The sequence below is a fragment of the Shewanella sp. YLB-07 genome, assembly GCF_009377275.1.
In genome coordinates this window covers 170,588-186,867 of record NZ_VOQB01000006.1, presented here as the reverse complement: position 1 = coordinate 186,867, position 16,280 = coordinate 170,588, and the positions used below count along the sequence as shown (strand labels likewise).

Here is a 16,280-nt window from a genome sequence, read left to right as displayed (position 1 = left end):
AGTAAATGGATAATCAGAATTACCATATGGAAATAAACTGGCTAAGTTACCTCCCCCTCTACATTCATCTATGTGAAGAACGCAGCATTGCTGCGACTGCTAAACGCTTAGATTGCTCGACAGCTCATGTGAGTCGCCAGTTGGTTAAACTAGAGACACGAGTAAATAAGCAATTGATCCACAGGACTACACGCCAGTTTGTTGTTACCGCAGACGGGCAAGAGTTCTACAGAAACGCCAAAGCCCTAATGGATCACGCCGAAGAGATTGAAAGCAAAATATGTGATAGCGAATCGACTAGAGGTAAAATTAAGATCTCGGCCTCAGCCTCATTCGGGGCTAGCAGACTCTCGGCCATTGTTGCGGAGTTTAGTAAACAGCATCCACAGATAGAGCTGGAAATTTTATTTACTGAGCAGCCAATAGACTTGATAGAAGCAGGTGTCGATCTAGCGGTATACTTAACCGACACACCAGCTGAAGGCTATGTAGGACATAAGCTAAAACCTATAGTCTGTGCCCCGTACGCTCACGAAAATTACATCAAGGCTCATGGCAATATTCACCATCCGAGAGAATTAACCACCTACAATCACATCATCTATAAGAGTGAAATACTGAATCTTGATAACTGGCAGTTTGTGCATGCAAAAACCAATGAAATCTATGATGCCAAACTCACAGGTAACTTTAAAACGAATATGTTGCCATCTATGGTCGAAGCCATGTTAGCCGAATCAGGTATAGCCATGCTCGCAGACTTTGCTCTTGATAAGCTGACAGAGAATGAGAGAAGCTCGATAATAAGATTACTACCTGAGTGGGCAACCACAGGTATGCTCCCTCTGTATATCCTCTACCCAAAGAGAAAGCACCTCCCCAAGCGAACAAGCTTACTCATCGAGCACTTAAAAGACCGCTTGTCGAAAGAGCAATAAAGCGCAGTCTAATCATTCCGGGATTAGGTTCTGAACTTGGTTTAAAAGCTGGATTCCGGCCAACAAGAGTGCCGGAAAGACAGTAAGTAAACATGCCGGAAAGAGTAGGGAGAGGTTATCGTCTCCCTACTCTTGTTATCTCAGGTCATAATGAACGATGGAAATGTCGATTGAGTCTGGAGTAGTCGACGGCCTAGCTTTTTTTATTTTGTCATCCCGGACTCGTTCCGGGATCCATTCTTAGCTTCGATGTCGATTCTAGGAAGTGGATTCCGGCCAACGAGAGTGCCGGAAAGACAGTAGATAAGCATGCCAGAATGACAGTGGTAAGCATGCCGGAATGACGAAGTAAGTGAAGTTCTGTCTTTGCACTACAATTACGTAGTGAGTATCGTCTTAGCCCCTCCAGCGCAGCGTAATCTGACCGCCAGGGGTCAGTGATATTCCCGATATCATTAGACATTCCCCATATCCCTATGGGTCAAGGCTGAAATGCCGGTTATGCAAGGAGCAATTACCAGCCAGCTTTCCCACCTTAGCTCTTCAAGCTTGCAAACTTTCCGTATATTGACAGCTGTTCGCATCTTTCATGCGATGCAGGCTACAAGCTAAAAATTCTTTACCACTTTTACTGTTGGTGCGCTTGATAAGCTTGCCTGAAATGCACTCAGGGCAAACTTGTAGCTGATGGTCACATTGTACCGATGCGCAAATATGGTGGGTTTCATTACGTATCATGGGGGCGCTTTTACAGGATGTACACGCGTCTAGCTTAGTGTCACAATAATGTTTGCCTAATGAGCAAGTGTAATAAAGACCGTAGCGCCCTTCTATGGGAATAAGTTTTCCTTCCTTACATTCGGGGCAAGATAAAGACTCGATATACACAGGCGCAAGATCGCTGAGATAACAGCGAACATCGGCTTCAAATTTAAGCAGTTCTTTGACAAAAACAGACTCTTTACCAAGCTCCGCTTGAACAAATACCGTCTTCTTAGCACGCGACAAGGCGACATAAAACAAGCGTCGCTCTTCGGTATAAGCATAAGTATCTAGTTTTGGCAGCAGAGCTTCTAAAATAGGATCGCTAGCTATCTTGCTTGGAAAACCGTACTTGTCATCATTCACATCAAGCACAATAACAAAGTCGGCCTGCTTACCTTTTGAACCATGGGCCGAAAAACCAGAGATCTGCAGCGGTGAATAACGCTTCTGCCAGACACTTAAATCCTTCAATGAAGATTTGAAACGACTGATCACCATCACACTTGTAGAGTCTGCATTAGAACCAATAGCTTCAACAATGCTATTGAAAGCTTGCGCTAACCCTGTCTCTTTTGAGTTAATCAATAAACAGACTTCCGGGTTGTCACTGACGGTGTGGGTGGTCAGGGTTTTCTTAAGCTGTGCCGGGTTAGCCTGAATAAAGCTTGATGCGACCTTCTCAATCCTATCGTTAAATCTAAAGGTCTTGTCTAAGGTGACAACTCGAGTCTCGCCAAACACCCGCTTAAATTCGGTGGTTAACGTAAGGTCGCTGCCGGTAAAGCGATAAATCGCCTGCCAATCATCGCCCACACAAAATAGCGCACAACTTGGGCTTGAATCCCGTAACTGAGTCACCAACTTAGCGCGCTCTGCCGAAATGTCCTGGAACTCATCGACCATGATGTATTTAAAACGAAACCTACCGTCCGTCTTCTGATGAAAGTCACTGGCTTGCGTCATCTCAATGCCTTGACTGATCATATCTGAAAAATCTAAGGTCTTAAGCGAGCTAAGGTGCGCCTCATACTTGGTTATCACCCATCTAAACAGGTGCAGAAAGGCCTTCCACCTGACTTGATTATATAGAGTACTTTTTTTATCCCCCTTATCATTATTATCACTAGCTGGCGTGACCTTAATCAGCTCAAGATCGGCTAAAGACAAGCTCGAGGCTTTAAAAAGTGACAGAAAACTCGACATTAGCCGACTGACATTGCGGTAAACGCCCAAGGCCTTTACCTGAGCAAACACCGCTTCAGGCGATATAGGTTTAAACAACTGGTTTTGTGCAAGGCCTATCAGCTCACAGCGCTCACATAACAGGGCCTCTAAATGCTGCTCTAGCTCGCCCAAGTCGGCTTGCCAACTAAAAGTCTGCAATAAACAGGTGTTATGGCGTTTATGGGTCTCAATTTTCCATTCGCGGCTAAGGTTATAAGCTATTTTATCGATATCAGGCCGGGTATTGCCTTGCTTATCGATGCCGAAATGCTCCAGATAAGCATCGAGTGCCGGAATATAAAAGTCAGGTTGATATACACTCTTTCCCGGCTCACTCACTGAAGTTCCATTTTCAGGCTGATACTTAGGTTCATACTGAAATTGTATGCCGTGAGTAAATAGGTAATTACAGATAGTGAGCTCTTGAAAGCTCTTCACCAAGTCACCAGAAAGCGCCCTTATCTCATTATTTTTAAGGTATGAGCGATATTGGCCCTGGGTTTGAAAGTCCAGCTCATTGACTTGGGGATACAGATAACGACCAAAATAATCGGCAACAGGATCGGCCATTTTAGAGTCTGCGACAATGGCATCGATCTGCTGATCGACAAATTGAGTAAACTTTTTCGTATCACTGGCAAGCACCGAAACTTGAGTAGAGTCGTCTAAGTAAGATTGAATAATCTCTTTACCTAAACCATGAAAAGTACTCACTTTTACCGAGTTTAGGCCAGAAATAGCGTAAACCCGCTCCTTGAGTTCGACCATGGCATCTTTGCCATAAGCCAACATCAAAATTTCATTGGGCTTAGCTAAACCTTGTTTAACCAGATACGCAGCTTTAGCCGCCATGGTGCTAGTTTTACCTGTACCCGCACCGGCAATAACTAAGGTGTTGTTTTCATCGATAACACAGGCTTGGCGCTGCAGTGGTGTTAACGGATGATTTTCTAAAGAATCAAACAGAGTCTGATAAGACTCTAACTGCTTACCCTGCCACCATTGATTGTATTTAGCCGTAAACTGCTGCGGCTGCTTGATAAACTTAGCCAGTCGGCAATTGAGCTTGGTGACATCGAAACCTAATTTTTTGAAATGCGTGGTTTGTTTAAACGAAGCCAAGCTCCCACGGTAACCTTGGTGCAAACGAGTTCTATCTGAATGGCGTAAATAACGTTGATGCAGGCCAAAGTCTTTATCGAACCTGGCAATATCGACCAGTAAGTCATCATATGCTGCCAGTAAAGCAGGCTTACAAAACACAAGTCTGTTGTATTTTGCTAATTTGAACAGAGATTTACTCGGGATAAGCCTGAAAAAGGTAAACTTATTGCTACCCCACACCAAAGTCTGAGTAAACCAGCCCGCCCTCACCTCAACTGGTTGTTCAATGCTGGGGTAAGTGAATAATTTACCGTCAATGGTTAAGCCTTGCTCACACAAGCTCGCCGTTCTACCAAAAAACAGCCCCTGCAGAAAACCAAATTTAACCTCATGTCGCCTAAGCTCCATCTACAACCTCAGAAATGCAAAATACCGGAGCATATTAGCAACTAAACGCATGTGGCAATAGTACAGACAGTAGAGACCTCTCTAGAAAGAGCCCTTGAAAGAGCTCTAGTAACAGTATTAGACAAAGTGCTGGTAACAAATAGCAGAAATAAAGCCAGCAAAGCAATGAAATCAAAGGGAGATTAAATAATCACCCTACTTCCCTTGCAGGCTTCTGACTGCCACTCTCTCACGGTCACCAGCCACTCTTCGCCGCTTAGTCATGCCGGACTTGTTCCGGTATCCAGCTTTTGATCTTGATTCTAAAACATGGATTCCGGTCAACAAGCATGCAGGAAAGACGAAGTAGGTAAGCATGCTGGAATTATCTATTATTCTGTCATCCCGGACTCGTTTCAGGATCCAGTTTTGTCTTTAGGTTCTAAACAATGGATTCCGGCCAACAAGCATGCCGGAAAGACGAAGTAGGTGTAGACGTCATCGACTCCTCTTTTTACGCTCTGAGCAATTGTCGACTTAGCTCTACATATATGTCTCTGACCTACATGGGTCTGTGATACTCCCGATATCATTCAGACATTCCCCATATCCATATGGGTCAAGACGGAAATGTCGATTAAGTCTGGAGTAATCGACAACCTAGCTTCTTTTTATGCCGTCTTCCCGGACTCGTTCCGGGATCCATTCTCAGCTTCAGGTCTCGATTCAAAAGCAAGGATTCCGGCCAACAAGAGTGCCGGAATGACAGTAGGTAAGAATTTAGGAATGACGAGAATCCCTTGCCCTTCATAAGCTTTAGAGAGTGCATCTGACTGATAGTCGCTGCCTTTTTAATTTCATTTTTAGCCTAGATCACGTAAACTGCGCGCCATAGATTATGAACCATATCCCCTGTTAGGTAACCACCCGATGATACGTCTAAACGAAGTCAAATTACCGTTAGATCATGACGATGATGCATTGCGCAATTTTGTGCTTAATAAACTGTCTATCACGACAGAACAGCTTGTCGACATCCATATCTTTAAACGGGGTTATGATGCTCGTAAGCGTAATAAAATCACCTTGATTTACACGCTAGATTTGACGTTTGATAATCTTGATGAAGACCAAGTGTTAACGCGCTTTGAAGATGATCAACTCGTGAGAAAGTCACCAGACACCAGTTATAAGTATGTCGCTCAAGCGCCTGCGGATTTAGAAGAACGTCCCGTTGTTATTGGTATGGGTCCATGTGGTCTTTTTGCTGGCTTAATTCTGGCTCAAATGGGTTTCAAACCTATCATTTTAGAGCGTGGTAAATCTGTACATGAACGCGCAAAAGATACCTTCCGTTTCTGGCGTACGGGTGAATTAAATACTGAATCAAATGTGCAGTTTGGTGAAGGCGGTGCCGGGACATTTTCTGACGGAAAATTATACAGCCAAGTGAAAGATCCTAATTTCCTCGGCTTAAAAGTGAAACAAGAATTCGTAGCCGCTGGTGCACCTGCTGAAATTATCTATGTCAGCAAGCCTCATATCGGCACGTTCAAGCTGGTCACTATGGTTGAACGTATGCGCAGCAAGATCATCGAGCTTGGCGGTGACATTCGTTTTGAAACCCGGGTTGAAGAGATCAATATTGTCGACAACCAAGTGACAGGTGTGACGCTCAAGAGTGGCGAAGTCATCAATTCCAAGCATGTGACCTTGGCGATTGGACACAGTGCACGTGACACAGTACAGATGTTGCATGATAAAGGCGTTTACCTTGAAGCCCAGTCTTTCTCAGTAGGTTTTCGCATTGAACACAAACAACAACTGATTGACCAAGCGCGCTTTGGTAGCAATGCGGGTCATCCGATTTTAGGTGCTGCCGATTACAAATTGGTGCACCACTGCAAGAGTGGTCGTTCGGTATATAGCTTCTGTATGTGCCCAGGCGGTGTTGTCGTGGCAGCCACATCAGAGACCGAAGCCGTGGTCACTAATGGTATGAGCCAATATTCACGTAGCGAGCGTAATGCCAACAGCGCCATTGTGGTGGGTATTTCACCAAGTGATTTCGATAACGATCCACTGCAAGGTATCGCCCTACAGCGCAAGCTAGAACGTAATGCTTATATCTTAGGCGGCAGCACTTACCAAGCCCCAGCGCAACGAGTGGGTGATTTCTTGAAAGGGGTTGAAGCCAAACCATACGGTGACGTTGAACCATCATATAAGCCAGAAGTGACCATGACAGACCTCAGCACTAGCCTGCCTGATTTTGCCATTGAAGCGATCCGCGAAGCATTGCCCGCGTTCAATAAAAAGATCCCTGATTTTGCCCAAGATGATGCCATGCTCACCGGCGTAGAAACACGTACTTCGTCACCGGTTCAAATTAAACGTAATGCGGATTATCAGAGCATCAATACCAAAGGACTATACCCAGCCGGCGAAGGCGCAGGTTATGCGGGAGGTATTTTATCTGCTGGTATCGACGGGATTAAAATTGCAGAAGCCGTGGCACTCGATATGCTCAAAGCAAGTAGCAGCTGAAATAAGCAGTCGAAGTAAACAGCCGAAATAAATAGTCGAAATAAATAGCCGAAGTAAGCAGCTCAAGTTAGCTGTTATTCCAATTGAAGCTGTCATCTGACTATCTCGCCTTCTTGGCCCCTGCTTCTGTCATACCGGACTCCATCTCGTCATGCCGGACTCGTTCCGGTATCCAGCCTTTGTCTGTAAGTTCAAAGAATGGATTCCGGCCAACAAGAGTGCCGGAAAGACAGAATGTAAAGATGACACTATTTACTCTTCTTTGGCTGTCATGCCGGACTCGTTCCGGGATCCAGCTTTTGTCTTTAAGTTTAAAGAATGGATTCCGGCCAACAAGAGTGCCGGAAAGACAGAATGTAAAGATAACACTATTTACTCTTCTTTGGCTGTCATGCCGGACTCGTTCCGGTATCCAGCCTTTGTCTGTAAGTTCAAAGAAAGGATTCCGGCCAACAAGAGTGCCGGAAAGACGAGCTAGATATAGATGTAATCCAGTGACTTTTTGCTGTATCAGACCTATAAATTATTCTGAAGCTTTTTTAGAAAATGTTTCATGGTACACAAGCATAAAGTCTTCTCTGATCAACTGCTCTAAATGGGCTGCGCGTTCTGTTGGGCAAAAAATCGTAATATGCACCATCTGCTCACCAGCAGGTCCGCTATGAATTTGAATGTGCGGCTCGGGTCCTGGCAAATCGACACCAGCATGTCTCTCAATAATACTATTATATCGAATCGCCACATCGTGAAAATCTTCACAATGCGCTTCAATTTGTTCAATCAGCTCAGGAAATAGCGGGTACAGATTCACGAAATCAACAATCGTTATATTAAAACTATGATAAACATAGCGCTTCATAAAATTGTGGTTTTTAACCGCGTAACTGAAAAACATACTATTTGGAAAAGTGACCGTTTTACCCGTGTAATTATATTGGCCGTGAAGTATGTCGATCTCTTGAATGACCGTCGCCATCAAGTTGTGCTCAATCACCTCACCACACAACTTACCCACTTCAATCCAATCACCAATCACAAACGAACGCGAACTTGCTCGCTGAATTGAACCTGTAAAACACAAGATGATCTCTTTCGATGCCACCACAAAGGCAATGGCAATCGCCGTAACTGACAGCGCAAATTTATTAATTTCGGTTTGCCACAGCAGAAACAAGACCATAATAATGAGGATGAAAGTGCCATTTTTGGTACGCGACATCCACTTACGTTGACCTTCGGTGACAAAGGGCAAGTCACCACGAATTTTAGACACCACCAACCGCTTAAGAAACGAAATACACACAATGATGATGACGGTAAACAAAAGCTTATAGGTTGAAAAAAATTCGATGACAATATTAAGTTTATCCACAAAACCTTCTTAAGAATTGATAAGTAACTGTTTAGTCGTTGGTAGATGCAGACTGACCATTGATAACCAATTGGTAAATAGTGAGTAACTGACTATATAGCCAGAAATCGCACTTTAACATAAACCATTAAAAGTGATATCCCAATCTATATGTTAAGCAGTTATCGGCCCAGACTTTCTTGTTCTTGGATCCTACTTCTGTCTTCGACCGCCAGGAATGGCGGAAATGTCGATTATGCAGGAGCAATTATCGACCCGGGCTTTCTTGTTCCGGGATCCATTCTTCGCTTCTCAAACAAAGAGTAGATTCCGGCCAACAAGAGTGCCGGAAAGACGGGGATATGTCATCGCCCCACTTCCCTTATGGTCTTCCCGGACTCGTTCCGGGATCCAGCTCTCGCCTTTAAGTCCAAAACGCTGGATTCCGGCCAACAAGAATGCCGGAAAGACAGAATGTAAGCACACCGGAATGACGAGATAGGTTTAAAACTTGTTCCGGGATCCATTCTTAGCTTCTCAGGCTTGCATGTGCTAGCCCATTAGCAGTAAAACTTAACTTTCTTGAACATATCGCTGGTAGTGGGTATTTATTTACCCTTAAACCTTATATTTACCATTAATGGGTAAAAAAGTATCCATTAATGGTAACCCTAGGCAGTTCAAATTAATGAGTATATAATTACCCTATAAAGCCATAATAGTCATTAAAGGTTACTTTTATGCCCATTAACAATATTTATGCGATGACCGACGAAGGTATCGCCCAAGAGCTTGGTTCGCGAATTGAACAGATGCGCCTTGAAGCAAACATCAGCCAAGAGCAACTCGCTGAAGAGGTGGGGATCACCCGAAAAACCTATAGGAACCTGATCAATGGCAATGGCAAATTCCAATGGGTGATCGCGGTACTTCGTGCGTTAAAACAACTTCAGCTTGTTGATGAGTTCATCCCAGAAAAAACATATAGCCCGATGGCGTTACTTAAGCAACAGGGAAAAAAGCGTAAAAGGGCTTCAGCATCAAGCCGCAGTGCCTCTACTGACGTGACCAAGACACACTTAACCCGACACAGTGTCATTAAGGAAGAAGATAAATGGTAAACAAGAGTCCTACCGTTGCGCGAGTTAACATTGCCGGTGAACTTGTTGGCGCACTCTCTATCGATAAGGGCATATGCTCTTTTCAATACGCTGATGGTTGGCTCAATAAGGGGATCGAAATATCCCCTATTCACTTACCTTTAAGCGATAAGATCTATTCCTTTCCACGGCTTAATACAGAGACTTACAAAGGACTTCCTGGTGCATTTGCTGATACATTACCGGATGATTTTGGTAACGCTGTGATTGATGCTTGGTTGGCGCGACAAGGTCGTACAAAAGAAAATTTTACGGCGTTGGACCGTCTGCTCTACACAGGTAATCGAGGCATGGGGGCCTTAGAGTACGCCCCCGGTTATGGCTCTGACAAGGGTAAACTATCAACACCGTTAGAGATCCAATCATTAATGGAGATGGCGCAAACCGTGCTGGATCAACGGGCAGGTATCGAGCTTGCATTCGATCAGGACAAGGAAGCCGCACTAACTGAAATGATGCAAGTCGGCACTTCAGCGGGCGGCGCTCGCGCTAAAGCCGTCATCGGCATCAACCAAAACAGAACGGAGATCAGGAGTGGCCAAGTTGCCCTGCCCCAAGGTTTTGAGCATTGGTTGTTGAAATTCGATGGCGTGAGTGAGTCCCAGTCTAGTAAAGAAACTTTCGGGGATCCCAAAGGATATGGGAGAATGGAATACGCTTATTACCTGATGGCGCTCGATGCCGGAATTGAGATGCAGCCGTGTGAATTATTGCATGACGGTGATCGCGCGCATTTCATGACCAAGCGATTTGACCGTGATCATAATAAGAAATTCCACTATCAATCCCTCTGTGCAATGGCACATGCAGATTACAAAATACCGGGAGGCTATAGCTACGAACAGCTTTTTTCGTTGATGCGACAGTTGGGTCTGCCTCGGCCTCAAGCCGTGCAAATGTTCAGACGGATGGTGTTTAACATCGTGAGTCGCAATAACGATGACCATACCAAAAACTTTGGCTTTATGCTCAACCACGAGAATGATTGGAGCATAGCACCCGCGTTTGACATCGCTTATTCGTACAGACCAGATTCGTATTGGGTCAGTCAGAGCCAGCTAACGCTTAATGGCAAGCGTGATGACTTTGATATCAATGATCTGATGATCATCGGCAAGTTATTCCAAAAAGAAGCCGCTTCCGTGATAGAGCAAGTGGTCGACTCTGTTTCAAGGTGGAACCACTTCGCCAAAGAGGCTGGGGTCTTTACGCGCTTTCAAACAACCATTGGCAAACACCACCGCCTGGACATCTAAGCCTGCGTTGATGTTGTCTTATTATGCAGTCCCAATTGAAGCTGTCGTCTGTCTATTTCGTCTTCCCGGAATCCTGCTTCCGTCATCGACCGCCACGGAGGGCGGAAATGTCTGTCATCCCGGACTTGTTCCGGGATCTATTGTCAGCTTCTCAAGCAAAGAGTAGATTCCGGCCAGCAAGAATGCCGGAAAGACAGTAAGTAAGCTTACCCCAATGACGAGGTAGGTGTAGACGTCATCACTCCTTCTTTTTATGGTCTTCCCGGACTCGTTCCGGGATCCAGCTTTTGTCTTTTAAGTTCAAAGAATAGGTTCCGGCCAACGAGAGTACCGGAAAGATGGGAGGTTCCGGGATCCATTCTTAGCTTCTTAAACAAAGTACTGAATATACCCAATTTTCGAGGTGTCTTCCGTTGGGCCCGTAATAAACGACAGGTGAATAACTTTCGAGAAAAAGGGATCCCTATGGAATAAGCAGCAATCGCATCGATATAATTATCCTATACTCAATCTATCTTATCCTTGCGAGCTTTGAGTATATTAAGATGCACTTACAACTCCTGCGCATAACTTTCATTATTATACTCTCCTGCTTCAGTTTTATAGTGCAAACTGCTGATAAACAGCAGATCACACTTGCTCTAATAACCGACCCTAACACTAACCTCTACGGGAAATGGGGAGTATTGATTTATAACGAGGCTTTTAGCCGTCTTAATATTAACGGCTCCTATATTGTGCTACCTGCGCTCAGAGCAAGTAATACGGCCGACTCTGGAAAAATAGACGGTGAAATGGGAAGAGGTGAATGGTATGCCAAAAAACACCCCAACTTAATTCGCATCGAGGAACCACTTTTCAATAGTAATTTAAGTGCTTTTGTAGTCAATCCTTCAATAAAGATACAATCATGGGACGACATCAAAGCAGGCCAATATAAAGTTGAATATTATCGTGGTATAGCCCTTGCTCAACAGAGACTTACTCAGCGTGTTCCCCAAAATAATCTCACAGATTCATCCAACCCTATTAACTCATTAAGGCTTTTACAACGTGGTAGAATTGACATCTATATTGGCGTTTCTCTTATTGTCAATGAACTATTAGTCACACCTGAATTTATTGATAAAAACATTCATCTTGTTGCAATCTTAGAAGAAGGTAAAATATATGGTTACTTGCATCACCGACACGAAAAAATGGCCAGTAAACTCGCAGAGACTTTCCAACAGATGAAATCAGAGGGGCTATTTAATGTTTATTTAGAGCAAGCTCGGCAATTTATTAAGACTCAAGATAGCACTAAGTCTCTCAGTACTTCATCCACTGATCAATGAAAAAACTGTTGAGCCTCAACTAGCTTGTTCGGTTCGTATAGCCTCATTTAATAATTACACTAAATAAAAATGCGTTGCCTCATCTAAAAGATACCAATTAAAGTTGATCACGCATTAAATCACTAAAGATTTTGGCGAACTTATCTATATTACATTATTTGTAACAACCGCCTACTCATGAAGAAATTGTGTTTGTAAGATATGAGTCACCCTAACAAGTTCGGGTGTGGCTATATTCCTTATCTTAGCCATGTGAAGTAAATTAGTGTAGACGGCCTCAATTTCCATGGGACGTTTACCGTCATAGTCCAGCTTCATACTAAAATAGGCCGGCCGATAATCTTCACAAGCTAACATGTCGAGAATATCGTCCATGTTTTTTTTCTCTAAGTAAACGCCATAAACTTTGGCCACTTGGCGGACTTCTTTAGCCAACAAATGTATCATCTCTTTCGCTATGGACGCCTGCGTAAGTTCATACATACTCAGGTTATAAATCACCGAAGGGGCATTGCAAGCTGCGTTTACCATCAATTTAGGAAACCTGACTTGATAAATATCAGGCCTGTGTTCTACCTGAGGGAAAACCTCACGGATCACCGTTTCTAGGCTTGGATCAGACTCAGTGCCATTAAGATCGGCGTAAATAAAATCAAGTTGATCATTTTGTACCTCAATTTTATTATCAGCATGCATTGTCACCTTAATATGACTGATGGCCCCCAAGACCTTGTTGCTGTCATCTATCGCTTCAGCAAGCTGCTCTTCTTCCCCAATCCCGTTTTGTAGCAAGATCAATTTTTTGTTCTTTAGATGACTTAGGCTAGCAAACAACAGCGGGTTTGATACCGCTTTTATGGTAATAAAAATGATATCACCGGAAATATGCTGACTATTACTGATGATATTCTGATAAGGAACCTGAAAAGGCTCTTTGCCGATGACATGTAACTGAGATAACTCGAGTAAGCGGCTATTGGCACTGACCATAAGCTGAACAGGATAGCCAGCCTCTATCAACTTGGCGGTAACGAATCCGCCTAAGGAACCGACACCGATAACGGTGATCTTTATCATATTTTCTCCATTCTATATTAATATAACCTGAACTCGGGATTAGCCATGAAGCTAATCGCCTCTTTCTATTTCTGTCATTCAGTTACTGGCACAAGCCTATCATTAACTGGTACCACTCACTTCTCGCAACCGTCATCATCACTTTGAAGTGACATACCCCATGCGCTATAGAACCGTTTCTAAACTGTCAAAGGGTGATAAAACAAGTTAAAGATAAATATGCCGCACTGAAAAACTCATCATAGTTTACAATATTTCCGTGAGATTCAATGGATCAGAATTTATACTCTTTACATCATGCGCATTGTGTAAAGAGTTTAGAAATTTCAGGTATTAAGTCTATTTCTGCTAGCAAGAAAACCGATTTTTGCGTCAGCGATATTATAAGTGAATTCGATTTTTTAATTTATAGCAAGATGTTCTAGTGGATAGTTTTGCATCTGGCTCAAAATGATAAACTTCAGCCTGATTTCTAATCTGACTGCTTTAGGTATTTTTTTGAACAATATAGCCTTCAACTCTTTAGTGAGCAATCTCGTCGATAACGCACTCTTGCATCTGTACTTTTCCGTCGAAGAAACTTCCCGATTAATCCCAATGCCTAAGCGCAATGAGATCTTGGTACGTTATTTAAAGCCGAAGCTTAAAGACAACCATTATCGGCAGATCAAAAATGAACTGAGAAGTCTGCTTACTATTGGCCGAAGTGCCAAGGGGGATCTGGAAACTAAGCTTTTAAAAGTTCGAAAGGTGTATCAAGGCCGAGATAAAAGATCTACTGATGTGCATAAGTTGTTTGATCTACTTAAAACCTTGCGTTGTGAACAGGGTTTAGGCAATCGGTTGGTTAATGAAAATAATAAAAGCGTGCCAAAATTCATTTACATGCTAGAAGAAAATGTCACGCATGGATTTAATCAGGCTGGTGAGCAAATAGCCCCAGTGTCGTTATTTTTGGAATCGAATAAGATCAATAGTGTTATAGACGTTGTTGAGCGAACAGGTATATTTAGTGCTGAGCTACAACCCTTGACTGAAGATACGCAGCAAGGGCATATCTTGTTACATCCAAAAAATCAGCTGAAAATTAATGTGCGATCCCACGAATAAATAAGCGAGGTTATGCGAGAGATATTTTATCAGCTCGTATCGACGGGATTAAATATGCTAAAAGCGAAGTAAAGCAGCTCAACTTCGCTGCTGTCCCAATTGAAGCTGTCATCTGACCGCCTCGTCTTCCCGGAACCCTGCTTCTGTCTTTCCGAACCCGTGCCGGAATGACGGGGATATGTCATTCCCCCGCTTCCCTTATGGTCTTCCCGGACTTGTTCCGGGATCCATTCTTAGCTTCTTACACAAAGAGTGGATTCCGGCCAACAAGAGTGCCGGAAAGACGAGCTAGATATAGATGTAATAGAGCCTTCTCTTCTGCTGAGAGCAATTATCACCCCCGGCTTTCTCGTTCCGGAATCCTGCTTCTGTCTTCCCAGACTCGTTCCGGGATCCATTCTTAGCTTCTTACACAAAGAGTAGATTCCGGCCAACAAGCATGCCGGAAAGACGCGCTAGGTGTAGATGTAATCGAGCCTCCTCTTATGCTCAGAGCACTTATCGATCTACTACTTCCTCTGCATTAATCATGCTTATCGATTTTGTCTTCCCAGAATCCATCTCGTCTTCCCGGACCCGTTCCGGGATCCAGCTTTTGTCTTTAAGTTCAAAGAATGGATTCCGGCCAACGAGAGTGCCGGAAAGACAAGAGGTTCCGGGATCCATTCTTAGTTTCCCTGACTTGCATCTACTAGCCCATTAGCTGTAAAACTTAACTTCCTTGGACACATCGCTGAGCGACTTGATAAGCAATAGCATTGATCTGTTCTTGGTTATAAGTAACTCGGTTTAATTTCGGAATGGTACCGACCAATTGCTTATGATTAATAATCGGAAAAGGTGGTTTTGTTTGAGTTGTAACGTACCAACCTGGGAAAACTAAAACAGGCAGTGCTAGTGTAGATTGGCCAACAGCTTTGGTTAACCATTCACTCACCCATTTTGCTTGTCTATCTGCTTGGCTGATTGGGGAAGTTTCAACCCAGGAAGGAAACTGAAGTTTGCCGTCTTTAAAAAGCAGTTCATAAGCCTTCTGTTTATCTGCAGCTTCATACTTCTTATCACGAAAACGCTTATGCCTGCCTTTAGTCTCTATAGCAAAAACGCCATTGGGGCCAACAACCAAGTGATCGATGTTAAAACCATCGGCCTGAATATCATGAAACACTTGATAGCCTAAACCCTGTAAACGCATTAGCTCTGATGCAGTGGCCAACTCCGCCGTATGACCCAGTCGTAACTTAGTCAGTTTAGACATATTCCGATAAGTCTTAAAGCCAAAATATGGTAGAGCCAGTACAGGTAATATTGCATAAACCCAAGGTAAAGATCCTATAGTGAGATAGCCTTGCACTCCTTTAATCGCAAATGGCAAACACATAACCAATGTTGCCATGAACAGACCACTAAGTAGATTAAACTGATGATCTAAAATCTGGTTTTGAAGACCAAAACCAGGCATTCTAGCCAACTTATCTCTATCAATAGGTAGTTTAACGGTTAAATCCCGTTTTTTTAGCGCTACAAACATGGCGAATAAAACAACACCCATACCAGAAAGCAACACTAGCAGTGATAAAATCCCTTTCAATAATTCTGTCATATTTTTCCTATACTGATTTAAAATATAAATTACTCACAAAGAGCCCCTGATTCATAAAGAGCAAACAGCACATCCATTTGGTGGTTATGTGTCTTATTACCAGCAACTAGAAGCCAAAGTGCATTCTTATCCAAATGCGGCTTTAGTTTGAGTAAATCATAAGCATCTTTCGCATGTTGCTTATTAATCTTTGAGCGAGTATAAGCACTAGGATCAACTCCTTTAACTTTTCCATACTCACATAAGCCTAGAAATGTTGATTTAGGGCAGCCCTTTTTAATTGAATCGACTTGTTTCGGGGAAAAGTGCTCCCTAGCGGAAAACTCCCATGCAGACACGGGATCGAAACCATCTTGTATTTTCGACATTGCTTTTAATGCAATGGATCCATAACTACCATGTTCACCACTCGTCATTCGAG

Annotated in this window: 11 protein-coding genes; 6 read left to right on the top strand and 5 right to left on the bottom strand. The window is 43.4% G+C overall.

The genetic code is table 11. The features are described from left to right. The first annotated feature begins 5 nt into the window (after positions 1-5). Positions 6-938 (top strand): LysR family transcriptional regulator, encoded by a 933-nt coding sequence (locus tag FS373_RS14885; protein ID WP_221937513.1) that lies wholly within the window; start codon positions 6-8, stop codon positions 936-938. 543 nt (positions 939-1,481) lie between these two features. Here FS373_RS14885 and FS373_RS14880 read toward each other — a convergent pair. Beyond that, positions 1,482-4,439 carry a UvrD-helicase domain-containing protein gene (locus FS373_RS14880; protein ID WP_152829748.1) on the bottom strand — a complete coding sequence of 986 codons (2,958 nt, stop codon included), beginning with the start codon at positions 4,437-4,439 and terminating at the stop codon, positions 1,482-1,484. Positions 4,440-5,348: 909 nt separating this feature from the next. Here FS373_RS14880 and FS373_RS14875 point away from each other — a divergent pair. Then, positions 5,349-6,965 carry an NAD(P)/FAD-dependent oxidoreductase gene (locus FS373_RS14875; RefSeq protein ID WP_152829747.1) on the top strand — a complete coding sequence of 539 codons (1,617 nt, stop codon included), beginning with the start codon at positions 5,349-5,351 and terminating at the stop codon, positions 6,963-6,965. Positions 6,966-7,488: 523 nt separating this feature from the next. On the opposite strand, the gene FS373_RS14870 is transcribed toward FS373_RS14875, so the two are convergent. Continuing rightward, positions 7,489-8,337 (bottom strand): mechanosensitive ion channel family protein, encoded by an 849-nt coding sequence (locus FS373_RS14870; protein ID WP_144046504.1) that lies wholly within the window; start codon positions 8,335-8,337, stop codon positions 7,489-7,491. A 719-nt stretch (positions 8,338-9,056) separates the two neighbouring features. Between FS373_RS14870 and FS373_RS14865 the strand changes: the two genes are divergently transcribed. The 3 genes from FS373_RS14865 (at position 9,057) to FS373_RS14855 (ending at position 12,069) form a co-directional block, all read left to right on the top strand. After that, entirely contained in the window at positions 9,057-9,437 is a 381-nt protein-coding gene (locus FS373_RS14865) for a helix-turn-helix transcriptional regulator (protein ID WP_152829746.1), read from the top strand. Next, entirely contained in the window at positions 9,431-10,732 is a 1,302-nt protein-coding gene (locus tag FS373_RS14860) for a type II toxin-antitoxin system HipA family toxin (protein WP_152829745.1), read from the top strand. The genes FS373_RS14865 and FS373_RS14860 overlap by 7 nt, the downstream gene beginning before the upstream one ends. Before the next feature lie 605 nt (positions 10,733-11,337). Beyond that, entirely contained in the window at positions 11,338-12,069 is a 732-nt protein-coding gene (locus FS373_RS14855) for a hypothetical protein (protein WP_152829744.1), read from the top strand. A gap of 171 nt (positions 12,070-12,240) precedes the next feature. Here FS373_RS14855 and FS373_RS14850 read toward each other — a convergent pair whose 3' ends face one another. Next, the gene (locus FS373_RS14850) at positions 12,241-13,146 is read right to left on the bottom strand and encodes a ketopantoate reductase family protein (protein WP_152829743.1); all 906 of its coding nucleotides are present in this window, start codon (positions 13,144-13,146) and stop codon (positions 12,241-12,243) included. A gap of 498 nt (positions 13,147-13,644) precedes the next feature. On the opposite strand from FS373_RS14850, the gene FS373_RS14845 reads away from it, so the two are divergent. After that, positions 13,645-14,256, top strand: a complete 612-nt coding sequence (locus FS373_RS14845) for a DUF2913 family protein (protein WP_227992804.1) — start codon at positions 13,645-13,647, stop codon at positions 14,254-14,256. A 712-nt stretch (positions 14,257-14,968) separates the two neighbouring features. Here FS373_RS14845 and FS373_RS14840 read toward each other — a convergent pair. Further along, positions 14,969-15,859 carry a nuclease-related domain-containing protein gene (locus tag FS373_RS14840; protein WP_152829741.1) on the bottom strand — a complete coding sequence of 297 codons (891 nt, stop codon included), beginning with the start codon at positions 15,857-15,859 and terminating at the stop codon, positions 14,969-14,971. A gap of 29 nt (positions 15,860-15,888) precedes the next feature. Next, entirely contained in the window at positions 15,889-16,275 is a 387-nt protein-coding gene (locus FS373_RS14835) for a DUF6979 family protein (protein WP_152829740.1), read from the bottom strand. Between the last annotated feature and the right edge of the window lie 5 nt (positions 16,276-16,280).